At 39.8% G+C, this 14,901-nt stretch carries 10 protein-coding genes; 1 reads left to right on the forward strand and 9 read right to left on the reverse strand.

The window, feature by feature from the left end; genetic code table 11:
* The first annotated feature begins 6 nt into the window (after positions 1-6).
* Positions 7-1,764: a phosphoethanolamine transferase gene (locus KSW37_RS09410; RefSeq protein WP_217314275.1), complete on the forward strand. Its 1,758-nt coding sequence runs from the start codon at positions 7-9 to the stop codon at positions 1,762-1,764.
* On the opposite strand, the gene KSW37_RS09415 is transcribed toward KSW37_RS09410, so the two are convergent.
* From KSW37_RS09415 to KSW37_RS09455, 9 genes are all read right to left on the reverse strand, one after another.
* Entirely contained in the window at positions 1,761-2,843 is a 1,083-nt protein-coding gene (locus tag KSW37_RS09415) for a glycosyltransferase family 4 protein (protein WP_153083570.1), read from the reverse strand. The genes KSW37_RS09410 and KSW37_RS09415 overlap by 4 nt on opposite strands.
* 2 nt (positions 2,844-2,845) lie before the next feature.
* The gene (locus KSW37_RS09420) at positions 2,846-3,571 is read right to left on the reverse strand and encodes a glycosyltransferase family 2 protein (protein ID WP_153083571.1); all 726 of its coding nucleotides are present in this window, start codon (positions 3,569-3,571) and stop codon (positions 2,846-2,848) included.
* Positions 3,568-5,655 (reverse strand): Por secretion system protein, encoded by a 2,088-nt coding sequence (locus tag KSW37_RS09425; protein ID WP_217314276.1) that lies wholly within the window; start codon positions 5,653-5,655, stop codon positions 3,568-3,570. The genes KSW37_RS09420 and KSW37_RS09425 overlap by 4 nt, the downstream gene beginning before the upstream one ends.
* Before the next feature lie 109 nt (positions 5,656-5,764).
* On the reverse strand, positions 5,765-6,829 hold the full coding sequence (locus tag KSW37_RS09430; protein ID WP_217314277.1) for an acyltransferase family protein: 1,065 nt from the start codon (positions 6,827-6,829) through the stop codon (positions 5,765-5,767).
* 55 nt (positions 6,830-6,884) lie between these two features.
* The gene (locus KSW37_RS09435; protein WP_254368610.1) at positions 6,885-7,499 is read right to left on the reverse strand and encodes a non-canonical purine NTP diphosphatase; all 615 of its coding nucleotides are present in this window, start codon (positions 7,497-7,499) and stop codon (positions 6,885-6,887) included.
* Between the two features lie 82 nt (positions 7,500-7,581).
* The gene (locus KSW37_RS09440; protein WP_022120493.1) at positions 7,582-8,538 is read right to left on the reverse strand and encodes a YitT family protein; all 957 of its coding nucleotides are present in this window, start codon (positions 8,536-8,538) and stop codon (positions 7,582-7,584) included.
* Between the two features lie 156 nt (positions 8,539-8,694).
* A complete protein-coding gene (gene leuS / locus KSW37_RS09445; protein WP_217314279.1) occupies positions 8,695-11,553 on the reverse strand; it encodes a leucine--tRNA ligase in 2,859 nt (952 codons plus the stop codon).
* Between the two features lie 110 nt (positions 11,554-11,663).
* Positions 11,664-12,638, reverse strand: a complete 975-nt coding sequence (locus KSW37_RS09450; protein WP_217314280.1) for an aldo/keto reductase — start codon at positions 12,636-12,638, stop codon at positions 11,664-11,666.
* Between the two features lie 310 nt (positions 12,639-12,948).
* On the reverse strand, positions 12,949-14,397 hold the full coding sequence (locus KSW37_RS09455) for an AAA family ATPase (RefSeq protein ID WP_153092826.1): 1,449 nt from the start codon (positions 14,395-14,397) through the stop codon (positions 12,949-12,951).
* Positions 14,398-14,901 lie beyond the last annotated feature (504 nt).

The following is a 14,901-nucleotide window of genomic DNA, read 5'->3' on the forward strand; positions in this document are numbered from 1 at the left end:
AAGATTATGGTAAGTCTGAAAAAATATATTATAAAATGGTTAAAGATATTGCAAACTCCTATTGTTAAGGAGTTTCCTTTCTTTCTTTTATTCTTATTGGCAATTACGATTATGCCGATAAGATTTATTCCTTCGCACGTTCATTATTTTTTTATGAATCGTGTGTTCGATTTCTTTTTTATTGATTTTCCTAGAGCTGGAGCGATCTCTTATCTTTTTACCTTATTTGTTTTTTATATCCGAAACAGATTTATTAAGATAAGTCTTTACACTTTTGCGTTATTATTATTTGCTGTATGCTTGTTTTTGCATTTGGTGTTTAATAAAACTTTACAGCCAGATATTATTACTCTGATAGTTGAAACAAATAAAAGAGAAGCATCAGAGTTTTTGTATTCTTTTCTTTTATCTAAGGGAGGAATACTTACTTTGATTTTCTTGATATTTTATGTTGTATTAGTTGTTTTATGTGAGAGAAAAAAAGATAAAATCACTCTTTTCTTGAAAAGTCTGAAACATGAGAAGATAATTAATTTACTGTTATCAGCTTTTATTTTTTGTGGATTTCTACAGTTTGGTTTTTATAAAGAAATTGTTTCTGTGAGTACAATAGATGATATGCCTGAAGAATATGGTTGTCGTGATTCGATAACAACCTTATTTTATTCTTTATATAATATTTATTTAGTTAATTTAGAGATGAAACATGCTGTTGATGTAACACGCTTAGCTAAACAGTCTCATATTTCAGTTGATAGTGATTCTCTGAATGTAGTTTATGTAATCGGAGAATCTTATATAAAGTGCCATTCTCAGTTGTATGGATATTATTTGCCAACAACTCCGAATCTGTATCAAGAAAAGAAAAAAGGTAACTTATTTGTATTTGACAATGTAGTTAGTCCTTTTAATCGTACTACTTTAACGATGAAAAATACGTTGTGTTGTAACAGTCTGCGTAACCATGAAAAATGGTCTGATAGTCCTTATTTTCCAGCTCTATTTAAAAAAGCTGGTTATCAGGTTTATTACTGGGATGTTCAGAAGGATGATGAATTACAGGCTCCGTTTGTATTCTCTATGAATTCTTTTGTTTATAATCAATTACTAATGAAGGAATCCTATACGCAAATAAGTAAGAATGTTTTCGAATATGATAATCAGGCAGTAGTAGATTTTTCCAAGGAAGCTAAGGGTATTGGTAAGCATAATCTTGTTATCTTTCATCTGATGGGACAGCATGTTATGGCAACAAAACGCTATCCTCATATATCACAGTTTAATGTATTTTCTTATAGAGATATTCGTAGCAAACAGCCTTATTTGAATGATGAAAAGAAACAGATGATAGCAGAATATGATAATGCTACTCTATATAATGACTACGTATTGAAAAATATTATTGATTTATTTAGAGATAAAAATACGGTAGTCCTCTATTTTTCTGATCATGGTGAAGAAATATATGATTATAGAGATTCGTATGGACGAGTTGTTTTTGATGATAATATGAAGAATTTAGGATATAAGTATCAGTATGAAGTGCCTTTTATGATATGGTGTTCTGATAAGTATAAAAAGAAATATCCAGCGATTATAAATAATATCAAAAAAGCACTTCATCGTTCTTTCCGTACTGATGAAATCTGTAATGTAGTATTTCACATATCCCAACTTAATACACCTTATTATCGGGACAAATATGATCTATTGAGTCCTTCTTTCGTACCATTAGATTCTGTTTCACAATCGATGTACAATTAAGTATAACATCTCAATAGTTCTAGCCATTTTTGAAAGATGTTAAATTTAGAATATTGAATAGCCATGGTTTGAGCTTTCATACCCAGATTATGGCGTAGTGATTCTGAATTTATCATCTTGCAAATGGCTGTGATAAAAGCTTCATTATCATTTTGTCTTACGATAATACCATTTATTTCATCTCTAATAATTTCGTTAGCTCCATATTTAAAGTCAAAAGTAACAGAAGGTAAACCACATGCTTGAGCTTCTAACATTACAATACCTTGACCTTCATAATGTGAAGACATTACGTGTAAACTATAGTTAGGATATATTTCCATCATATTTTCTCCTCTGCCACACAATTTTACCTGTTTTTCCAATCCTAAACTTGTAATTTGCTCTTGTAATATATGGTAAAGTGAGCCGGTTCCATAAATATCGAGTTGCCAGTCGGGATATTGTTTGGCTACATCTTTCCAACAGCTAATCAATCTGTCAAAACCTTTCTGTTGTTCTAATCTTCCTACAGCAATAGCTTTTTTGCAACTGTAGTCTTTTACCTTTTGGTGTGGTATGTTGATAAAGTTGGGGATAACGTATACATTCTTTGCCGATTGAAATTCTTTAGCATCGTCATGAGTCAGACAAACTATGGCATCAGCTTTTCTTTCCATTAATCCGAATAGTGAGTGAAAAGGATTGAATGAACGTGCCAAATGTGATTCGTATATTCTTCTAGCCTTGGTATGACAAAGAGGTAATAACAATGCTCCCAATGTAGTTGTAAAGAATACTACGTCAGGATTAACCTGTTTAATTGTTTTATTTAATCTATAAGCTGCTAATAATAGTGTAATAATTCTGCTTAATAGCTTATATACTTTATTTCTTGTCTTCTTGGCAAAAGGAACATGAAGATGAATCAGCCGGATACCTTCGTCTAATATATACTGTTGTTTCCGTTTATCTTCATATACAGAAATAACAGTAACCTGATGATGATATTCTTGATAGAATGTATTAGCTTTCATAGAAACGATTTTTTCTACGCCTCCATTCTCAGAATAGTCTTCTATGATGTATACTATATTCATGTTTAATGAGTTGTTAATCCTTTTATTTTGTGTATAAGTAAAATAATGTTCTTTACTATAGATACTCTGAACATCAATCGTTTGTATAATGAATATCTACTTCCTTTTCCATTACAAGAAATGGTTAAGGAATGACGGCGGAAATAGATAAGTTTATCATCTATGAATTTTACCTTATATAGAAAGGCTGCCACATTTCCTATCCAGATATCATGCATGGGAATATCTTTAGGAAAAGGTAATGCTGCATCTTTTACTCGTCTTGTAAATGCCATGCAACACCCTGTATATCCGTTTTTATAGAGGATATTATATACTCTTCCACTTTTTATGTTCATTAATTGATAGAGCGATGGTGATGTAATATTCAGATTATCATCTGTTACTTCTGCATCGCTGATGATGCAGTCGTAATGTTGTAGCCATTTCAGACAGTTTTTCACTTTATCATCTTTCCAAACATCGTCTTGATCTGCTAGAAATATATAGTCACCTTTGGCTTCCTTCAATGCATTTTCAAAATTGAGAGTTGGTGAGTGACGATGGACACCATCTATGATTTTTATTCTGTTGTCGTTAAAACTCTTGATAATAGAAATTGTATCATCAATGGAGCCATCGTCAGAAACGATGACTTCATCTTGGAGAGACAGCTGAAATAAGATAGAATTCAACTGCTCTCTGATATATTTCTCACCATTAAAGGTGGCTATACAAACTGTTATCATCGTATGATGGCTATTTTACAAACTGTTCCTTTCTCTCCTTCTTCTGTAGCAGTTTCTACCATATATATTCCACTTGCTACTTTTCTACCCTTCAGGTCGCAACCATCCCAGCTATAACTTCCACCGGTACTTTTACCTTGGTTTACAAGTGTACCATTTACAGATACTATCTTAATATCTGCATGAAAGCTTAGTCCTACAATATTAATACTGCCTGTATAATCAGGTTTTACAGGGTTAGGATAAGCGTAGACATTATCCTTTGTCATTTCTTCGTTTGTTGCTGTAACATCACTCATATATGAGCATAATCCCTGATCTGTTGCAAAATAAACCAAACCATTAGGCATGATGATGATGTCTTTTATTAAATTGGATGGTAATGGAGAATTCTCAGTAGTAAAGTGTTTCACTTCTGTGTTACAATCATCGCTGATAACATATACTCCATTATTAGTGGTACCCATCCATTTTCTGTTACCTGCATCTACGGCTATACATCTTACTTCTACATTAGAGAGTAAATAGTCAGCATAATTTGTACCATCATTACGTGGTATTTTATGTTGGGTAAATTCACTGGATTCATTTTCTACGTTCATTTTTGAAAGATAGATAGGGCCTAATGTTGTTCCTAACCAGATATTACCAACTTTATCTTCTGTGGCACAAAGTACAAATCTTGGATTGAGGGCAGTTTTATCCTCGTTAATGAAGTTGGGACCATACTGAGTGATTTGATCCGTAGTTGGATCAAATGCATAGAGTTTACAACTTTCCCACCAGTTGTTGATAAACCATAGTCTATTGTCATAACTTACATCAAAGAAGTTAATCATATTTCCATTATATACATCAGTTATTTCATTATGAGTGAATGCTGTCCATTCATCACTATTCTGTGTATATTTCCATATTGGATAATCGATATCTATATCTGAAGAACTGTTCAGTACCCACAGGTTACCTTCTTTGTCATATTTTATACCTGTTATCAGTAGATAATCGTCGCTATTTACGCAAGACTGTAATGGAGAATTGTTACGATTGTAACTCTTTACAAACTTCTGATCTTGAAATTCATATAGTCCACTTTTTGCACCAACCATAACATGACCTTCTTTTTTAGGATCAAAATCCAGACAGAGAAGGTCTATGTAATTATGACCTATCATTTGACTTGTAGGCTGTTCGAATTCACTCCAGGTATCGCCATTCCATACATGTACTTCACCAGGATTGTTATAATTACCTTCTTGTGACCAACTTCCTGGTACTGCATATATAGTACCATTATTTAAATATAATTTGTGGAATCTGTTTGATGTAGGTCCGTCAGGACGTACGCCTTCTGTTTTATATTGGCGTTCCTGGTTTGCATCTATGGTATAATAGGTCAGTTTACCATCTGATGTTGTTGTCCACCAGTATTTAGAGTTTGAGTCGTATACGTTTAGATAATCTTCCGTAACGTTTATATAATCCCCTGTTCTGATCCAATTTCTTTTGTCTAGCAGATTATCTGTCAGTTTTCCACGAAATAATCCAGCACTCGCTGATGCTGCATAGAGATAATCGCCGTCTATATATGAATAGTTAACTTCGAAACCTAAAAGATAACTATTGCTGATACTTTCATCTTTTACATTTATTTTGATAATTCCTATACCTGTAGAAAGATAGGCATATTGCCCATAACAGTATATATGGTTGATATTTTTATTACCTGTCGTAGAATACTGATAGAAGTCAGAGATATTGTCAACATTACAATTTAACCCAAGCAAATCTATATTAGAATTGCTGTATGTGATAATTAGCTTTTTGCATGTAGGATTATATCTGATATGACTGATATCTACGTCTGATAAATAGTTTGATTTGTCATATGTTTTTGTACTACCATCTTTGATATTATATGAAAATAAACTACCTGATGCCAATGCAAAAGCAGTTTCTTTAGCAGGAGCTATTTCTGTAATATTATAATAACTGCGATACATAGTCCATGTACCTATCTGAGCAGATAACTTCGATAGGTATGAAAATAGGAATACGATGATAAGTATACAAGTTTTCTTCATAAAGTTCTGAATATAATAATATTGTTATAGTCTTCATTGGCTATTATTTAAAAGCCTAATACTATATTAACTGCAAATATAACTATTTATTGTTTTTATAAACAGATACTTATAGATATTTTTGAAGTTGATGCTGGATGGGTAAAACGATGGCTTTCTTTGCTATCCATGCTGTGAGGATAATAAAAGCGAGGGATAGGATGAATTGGAATTCTTGATGTGGATTTCCTTCTCCATATCGTTTAAGAAATATACTCTGTATGATGCGAAAGCAGAGATTATGACAGAGAAATATTTCAAAACTGATGCTGCCTAGCCATAGCAAGAGTTTATTATGGAATATCCTAATAAAACAACCTTTACCTTGATCTCTCGCTGTAAAATAGAACACGGTTATGGCTGATGGTATCCAATAAATAACGGCACAGCGAATGTTCGGATTGCAATGGATTGATAGGAAATACATTGCGATAAACAGCAATACCACTCCCATATCCGATAGGTTTACTTGCCAGAAAGAAGTTGAGTTTGTTATCTTATCGGCTATTTTTTTACCTTTTTCTGATCTGCATACTTTATATAAAAGGATACCTATCATGAAATCTATCATTCTGAATAATGGGTGGGCATAAATGTAGCCGGCTGAATAATCTGCTTGTGCACAGAGCGAGATACTGATATAAACTGCCATATATATACTTATTGTTACTAATAAGTATAACCAGGAATGTCGCATCATCCAAGTGTATAAATACTTGAATATAAGATAGAAGAAGATAAGATCAGAAATAAACCATGTAGCTGCATTGAGATGAGCCATAAAGTCATGTGCCGGATACCAGGTTTGTATCAACAGCGAATGGGATAGAATCTGATACCATGGTAATATACGCCCTAATCGCCAATCCATTAATATGAGAATGGCGAGAATCAGAATATGCAGAGGATAGAGTTTGATGATACGGGAAAGGAAAAAATTTCTGTTTCCCAATACTTCTTTCTGTAGTTTTTCTCCTTTGCTTAAAGAGAGTACAAAACCACTGATAACAAAGAAAATGGCAACAGGAAACTCGCCCAAGTAATTGATTAAATCTTGGGATATGGGTAGGGTGGAATGCGAAATCACAATCATTAGGATAAGAATGAATCGCAGGGAATTGAGTGTCCTGATCATGATGCCTTTTCTTTGTTATAATGTTATTCTATTCTGTATTGAACAAGAATAAATCTTATTTCTTTTTCAAATACTCTACCAATTTAGCCACGGCTCTGGCTCTGTGGCTGATGCCGTTCTTGATTTCCTCACCTAGCTCAGCAAAACTCTGGTCATAGTCTTCTGGCACGAAGACTGGGTCGTAGCCGAAGCCTTCGGTACCATGTTTCTCGGTGGCGATATGGCCGTTTACGATACCCTCGAACTGGTGGATTTTCTTGATGCTGGTGCAGCCGCAAGGACATACATCCTGCTTCTCGATGTAGCAGATAACGGTGCGGAAGCGGGCCTGGCGGTTTTTCTTGCCGTTCAGTTCTCTCAACAGCTTAGCCATGTTAGCCTCACTGTCGTGGTCGGTACCCTCAGCATAGCGGGCACTGTGAACGCCAGGGGCACCATCAAGTGCCTCTACCTCCAGACCGGTATCATCGGCAAAGCAACTTACGTGGTAATGGTCATAAACATACTGCGCCTTCTGCAAGGCATTCTCTTCCAATGTGTTGCCTGTTTCAGGAATATCTACGTCGCATCCTATCTCCTTCAGCGATACTACCTCGTAGTCGCTGCCCAGGATGTCGCGAATCTCCTGGAGTTTATGCTGGTTATTTGTTGCAAAAACTATCCTTTTCATAAGTTTATAATTTATAGTTAATAGTTTATAGGGCATTCTTGCAAGAGTGCTTCTTGCTATACGGAGAAGCCGCTATAAACTTTTAACTTTTAATTGTTTTAATGTCTTTATCTTTGATTTTCACCTTCATCTCATCAAATCCCTCGCCATATACACCGATGACGGAACTCTGACTTACAAAGGCATTCGGGTCGATAATCTTGACGATACGGAAGATGGTGACGCTCTCGTTCTTCTTTGCAAGAATACAGAGCACCTTCATCTCGTTGCCCGTGTACCAGCCGTGGCCATCGAGAATGGTTACGCCATGATCCATCTGCATACCGATGGCATTGGCTATCTCCTGATATTTCTTGCTGAATATCATAAACTGTACACTCTCTCGCTTGGCATTCATCACATAGTCGAGTACCAGGTTTTCTATCACCATCGTACAGAGACCGAATACTACCTTTCTAACGGCGTCTATCGCGGTAAACTCTGGTTTTGCATTGAAGACGAAGAATGAACTGCCCACGATAAGGAGATCCACGAAGATAAGCACACGGCCCAGCGAGATGTTGTGATATTTGTTGACGATGGCAGCAATGATATCCGTTCCACCTGTACTTCCATTATGCAGAAAGACGATGGCGAGTGATAAACCCGTAAACAGACAGCCGATGATGAGCGACATGAAGTCCTGTCCCTCTCCCAATATCTGTACCATCTTGCCATCTTCACCTATCATCCAGTCTTGCGCCAGAGCCAGGAATAGGGAGAGCATGATGATGGCATAGATGGTCTTCACCATGAATTTGAATCCCAGAATCTTCAGCGCGGCAAGCAGCAAGGCTGCATTAATGAGAAAATAAGACAAATAGATAGGTATCCCCGTGCCGTAGTAAATCACGGCTGCGATACCCGTTACGCCACCCGTTACTATCTGGTATGGAAGCAGGAAAATGGTCCATCCAAATGTGTAAAGCAAGAGTCCAAGGGTGATGTAGAAATAATCCTTGCACTCATTCTTAATTGTTTGACTGATTGCTATTTGCATAATATTTTCCTCGTATTTTAAAAGTAGTTAAGGAGTTAAAGGGAGTCAAGAAGTTAAGACAACAGTTTTTGTTTTCGTATATCTTCTATTGACAGGATATACAATTGTCTTAACTCCTTTTACTCCTTAACTCCTTAACTTCCTGTTATCTATAAATTACTTTTTCAACACAACGTTGACAATCTTCTTTGGTACGATGATCACCTTCAACACGTTGAATCCTTCCAAGTACTTCTGGCTCTTCTCGTCTGCCAATACCTGCTTCTGGATTTCCTCGTTAGGAGTATCCACAGGGAAAGTCATCTGGAAACGAGCTTTACCATTGAAGGAAATGGTGAGCTGCATATCGTTCTCTTTCAGATACTGCTCATCATACTTTGGCCATGCTGCATCGCAAACGCTGCCCTGCTCGCCAAGTGCTGCCCACAATTCTTCTGCGATGTGTGGAGCGAATGGAGCGATGAGGATGACGAGGTCTGTGAGCAGTTCCTTGTTACGGCACTTCTGCTGACCGAGTTCGTTCACGGCAATCATGAAGGCTGAGATAGAAGTGTTGTAAGAGAACTTCTCGATATCCTCACTTACCTTTTTGATGAGCTTGTGAACGCTCTTCAGACTCTCTGGCTTAGCTGCCTCGTCGCATGGCAGGAAGTTGTCAGTACGGTTCTCGTAGAACAGACCCCAGAACTTCTTCAGGAAGCGGTGGCAACCATCGATACCGTTGGTATCCCAAGGCTTGCTTGCCTCTACAGGACCCAGGAACATTTCGTAGAGACGCAGGGTATCAGCACCATACTTCTCGACAATCATATCTGGATTTACCACGTTGAACATACTCTTAGACATCTTCTCGATGGCCCATCCGCAGATGTACTTGCCATCTTCCAGGATGAACTCAGCGTTCTGATACTCAGGGCGCCAAGCCTTGAATGCCTCGATATCCAAAACATCGTTGCTTACGATGTTTACATCTACGTGGATAGGAGTTACGTCGTAATCCTTCTTCAGATTCAAACTTACGAATACAGGAGCCTTGTCGTGGTCATCGCTGTTGATGCGGTAAACGAAGTTAGAACGGCCCTGAATCATACCCTGGTTTACCAGCTTCTGGAATGGCTCTTCCTTGCAGCTTACGCCGAGGTCGAAGAGGAACTTGTTCCAGAAACGAGAGTAAATCAAGTGACCGGTAGCATGCTCGCAACCACCTACGTAGAGGTCTACATTCTGCCAGTACTCATCAGCCTCCTTGCTTACGAGTGCCTCATCGTTGTGAGGATCCATGTAGCGCAGGTAGTAAGCAGATGAACCTGCGAAACCTGGCATGGTGTTGAGCTCCAGTGGGAATACAGTCTTGTTATCTACGAGGCTCTTGTCAACCACCTCTTTCTTCTCAGTATCCCAAGCCCACTTCTTGGCTCTGCCCAATGGTGGCTCGCCAGTCTCTGTTGGCTTGTAGGTCTCAATCTCTGGCAATTCGAGTGGCAGGCACTCCTCTGGAACCATCTGTGGCATTCCGTCCTTGTAATATACAGGGAATGGCTCACCCCAGTAGCGCTGGCGAGAGAAGATGGCGTCGCGGAGACGATAGTTTACCTTTACTCGGCCGATGCCCTTTTCGGTAACAAACTTCTTGGTAGCTGCGATAGCCTCCTTCACGGTGAGTCCGTTCAGAGAGAAGCCATCCATGCTGCTCTTGCCTGCTACAGGTGAGTTGGTTACGATACCTTCCTTGGCATCGAAGCTCTCCTCTGAAACATCAGCACCCTCGATAAGAGGAATGATAGGCAGGTTGAAGTGCTTGGCAAAGGCGTAGTCACGGCTATCGTGAGCTGGCACAGCCATGATGGCACCTGTACCATATCCAGCCAATACATATTCTGAAATCCATACTGGGATTGCCTCGCCAGTGAATGGATTGATGGCATAACTTCCTGAGAATACACCGGTTACGCTGTGGTTAGCCATACGGTCAAGCTCGGTACGCTTCTTCACGTAGTCGAGATATTTCTCCACCTCTTCCTTCTGCTCGGCAGTAGTTACCTGCTGAACATATTCGCTCTCTGGAGCCAGAACCATGAAGGTTACACCAAACATAGTATCGGCACGGGTGGTGAAGATGGTAAACTTCACGTCGCTGTCCTTTACAGAGAATACTACCTCTGTGCCCTCAGAACGGCCAATCCAGTTTTTCTGGGTTTCTTTGATACTGTCGCTCCACTGGATGGTCTCCAAACCATCGAGCAGACGCTGAGAGTAAGCAGATGTTCTCAGGCACCACTGCTGCATCTTCTTCTGGATAACAGGATAACCGCCACGCTCACTTACGCCGTTTACTACCTCGTCGTTGGCAAGCACAGTACCCAGGCCTGGGCACCAGTTAACCATTGTTTCACCGAGGTAAGCGATGCGGTAGTTCATCAGGATCTGCTGCTTCTTCACGTCGTCGTAGCTGTTCCACTCCTCGGCTGTGAAGTCAATCTGCTCGTTCTGAGCTACGTTCAGGTCGGCAGAACCCTTCTCCTCGAAGCGCTTGATGAGCTTCTCGATAGGCTGAGCCTTCTGGCAGCTGTTGCAGAAGAATGAGTTGAACATCTTCTGGAAAGCCCACTGAGTCCAATGGTAATACTTAGGGTCGCAGGTACGAACCTCGCGGTCCCAGTCGAAAGAGAAGCCGATTTTGTCGAGCTGCTCACGATAACGGTTGATGTTAGCCACGGTAGTTACCTCTGGGTGCTGACCTGTCTGGATAGCATACTGCTCTGCAGGCAAACCGTAAGCATCGTAACCCATAGGGTTCAGTACGTTAAATCCGTTCAAACGCTTGTAGCGTGCATAGATATCGCTAGCGATATAACCAAGTGGGTGACCTACGTGCAAACCAGCTCCTGATGGATAAGGGAACATGTTGAGCACATAGAATTTCTTCTTGTTTTCATCCTCTGTCACCTTGTAGGTCTTGTTCTCGACCCATTTCTGGTGCCATTTCTTCTCGATTTCTCTGAAGTTGTATTCCATTGTTTTATCTAATAATTATGTTTCTTTTCTTAAATATAATAAGGTATAACCCTATTCAAGCTGCAAAATTACATTTATTTTGGCACATAACAAAATAAAATGCAAGTTTTTTATGAATTTAATGTCTTAGCATGCACACACTTCATATTCTTTTCCAGTTGGGCGGTAGAGCTGGCTCCTACCAATACGCTGGTTACACCTTTCTGCTGCAATATCCAGACAAGTGCCATTTCGGCGAGTGTTTCGTCTCTTTCTCCTGCTTCTGCGTTCCATATCTTGAGCTGTTCCAGCAGTTCTGGAGTTAGAGCAGAGTGTTTCAGAAAATGCTCTTTTGCCATACGGCTGTCTGCCGGTATTCCGTTGAGATATCGGTCGGTGAGAAGTCCCTGTGCCAAAGGTGAGAACGAGATGAAACCGATGCCGTTTTCTGCGCAATAATCTAAGGTTCCATTCTCTTGTGGCGCATGGTCGAGCATGTTGAGTCTGTCCTGGAAAATGAGCAGCGGACAGTCGCGCTCCTTCAGATATTGGTCAGCAAACTTCAGGGCTTCCAGTGGCCAGCGGCTGATGCCGAGATAAAGAGCCTTGCCTTGCTTCACGATGTCTACCATGGCTTGAAGGGTTTCTTCGAGCGGTGTGTTCGGATCGTAGCGGTGGCTGTAGAAGAGGTCAACATACTCGAGATTCATTCTCTTGAGACTCTGATTCAGACTGGCCATCAGATACTTACGGGAACCCCAGTTGCCGTAAGGACCTTCCCACATATCATAACCTGCTTTGGTTGAGATAAAGAGTTCATCGCGATAGGGTTTGAAATCATCTTTCATCAGTCTGCCCATCGTTTCTTCCGCACTTCCGTATGGAGGTCCATAGTTGTTAGCCAGGTCGAAGTGGGTGATACCATGGTCGAAGGCATAGTGAGTGATGGCACGACTTCTTTCGTAAGAATCTACCTCTCCGAAGTTGTGCCAGAATCCCAAACTTATTTTAGGCAGCAAGATACCACTCTTGCCGCATCTCTTGTAGAGCGCTTCTGCATCGCTATAGCGATTGGCGTCAGCATGATAAATACCTTTAATGTCCATCATTCCTTATATTTTTTTATTACGGCGAAGAGCCAGAAACTCTTCACTCTTCACCTTTCCTTTGTAAATGCTTATAAACAAGGCATTTGGCGTGGTGAAGAGTTTTTGTTCACTCTTCACCCACTCTTCACCACTCTTCACCGGTATGTGGTTAGGAGCCTGCCGTCTCTTCCTTTTCTACATCGCAAAGGTAATAAAAATATTCAATATAATCGTTGTATTGAATAAAAATTATATTTTTTTCGATATAGATAAGTGGGGATGTAGTAAAGGTCGATTGGTTATGGAAAAACATTCATTGGCTTGCCAATTAAATAAACAATTCATCCATCGTAATCTGTTTCTGTACGATGTCGCTATGTTTGTTCTGCTTCAATCCGAAAGAAGTAATCAATGTGAGGAGAAGCGATTTGGATGTTTTCGTCTCTTCTGTGAAGATACGCAGTTTCTCCAGCAACTTCTCCTCATATTCCTTGCTGATTTCGAATTCGCTCTTGTAGAATTTCATCTCACAGATGTTGATGGTTTCATCTTTCCGGTCTATCAGCAAGTCTATTTGAGTTCCCTTTTCTGTGTTGCTGCTTCGCCATGAGCAAACCAAGGTCTGTACTCCCGAAATTCCCAGGGCGTGCTTGATTTTGTCTATATGGTTTAGACAAAGCATCTCGAAAGACAAGCCAGCCCAAGTATGGTATAGCTGACTGTTCTGGGAGGATGACCAGAAACTGGAATCCTGATACTTGTTGTGCTTGATGAAACGGAAGTAGAAGAGCGTATAGAAATCTACTAATTGGAATAAGGTGTTTCGCTTTTGGCGAATGTCGGAAGTCATCTTATTGGCTGTACTGAATGGTTCATACAGACGGATGAATCCGCATTGTTCCAATTCTTCCAGTACAGTAGAGAAGGCTCCATTATCTTTTCCTCCCGATGCCTTGACCAGTTCCTGTCGGGTCATACCCATTCCTTTGGTAGCAAGGGCAGTAACCACGGCGATATGGTCGGCTGATTTCTTAAACAAAGCTCTGTATAAGTCGTTGAACTCATCTTTCAGTTCTGCATTGTCTGCGAAAAACAGCTGGTCGATGTTCTGTGCCAGACTTTTCGATTTATCCATCATAGACAGATAATAAGGTATTCCTCCCATAACCATATAGCATTCTGCTATCTGTTTTCGGCTGTAGCCGAAGTGGTAAGCCTTGAAGTATTCTTCGCATTCGTGCAGGGTGAATGGTTTTACAATCAGATGATGGGTCAGTCGGTTGTGCAAGCCACCACGGTTGCGAATCAGGTTGTTGATCATCCAGGAGGTGGCGGATCCGCAAACGATGAGTTTGATGTCGTTGCGCAGTACAGCCCAGCTGTTCCAGAAGTTTTCCAGTGCAGGTATGAATCCCGATTTGGCGGTATCCATCCATGGCAATTCATCGATGAATATTACTTTCTTGCCTTCCGGAAGTGTTTCTATGTATTGTGACAGGGCATAGAATGCCAGCAGCCAGCTCTTGAATGTCTGCAGAGTGGTGGAGTGGGTATATTTTTGTAGGGCAATGCTGAAGTTGACAAGCTGTTCGCCTTTGGCAACTCCGTTCATTCCTGTCATAAAGAAGGCAAAATGGTCCTCTACGGCTTTTCTGATGAGAAAAGTCTTGCCTACACGTCGTCTTCCATAGACGGCGATAAACTCTGATCTATCGGAGTTTATATATTCATTGAGCAGTTTGAGTTCTGCTTCTCTTCCTATCAGTCTCTGTTCCATATCTTTCGTTATTTTCTTTTTGCAAAGAATAATGCAAGCGAGCGCAATGAAAGCTTGCTTTCAAATTGCGAGTGTACTTATTTTCTGCGCAAAGATATAAAAAAATCCCCATTAGCGCAAATTATTCGTGGATAATCTGCGCTAATGGTATGAAAAAAGCACATTAGCGCAGATTATCCCGTTAAGCGTTCGGCGATTTCAAATCCGCCGGGACGCCTGGTGGGAGACTTTCTATTGACACCTGGTGGGAGACTTTCTTTTAAACAAATCGTTCATCGTAATCTGTTTCTGTACGGTGTCGCTATGTTTGTTCTGCTTCAATCAGAAAGAAGTAATTCTCCAGTTTGTCCGCTTTGTGTACTTCCCTGAAAAAGGTTGTCACTTAGGAACAAACAGAAGTGACAATGAAACGTAAGACAAGAATTGAACGTGTGTATAATGAGGACACAGGTTGGTTTGAGACCCGTGAGGTAGAGTTGAATAGCTACTCTTTTACAGATGATG

This window comes from Segatella copri, assembly GCF_019127135.1.
Classification (GTDB): domain Bacteria; phylum Bacteroidota; class Bacteroidia; order Bacteroidales; family Bacteroidaceae; genus Prevotella.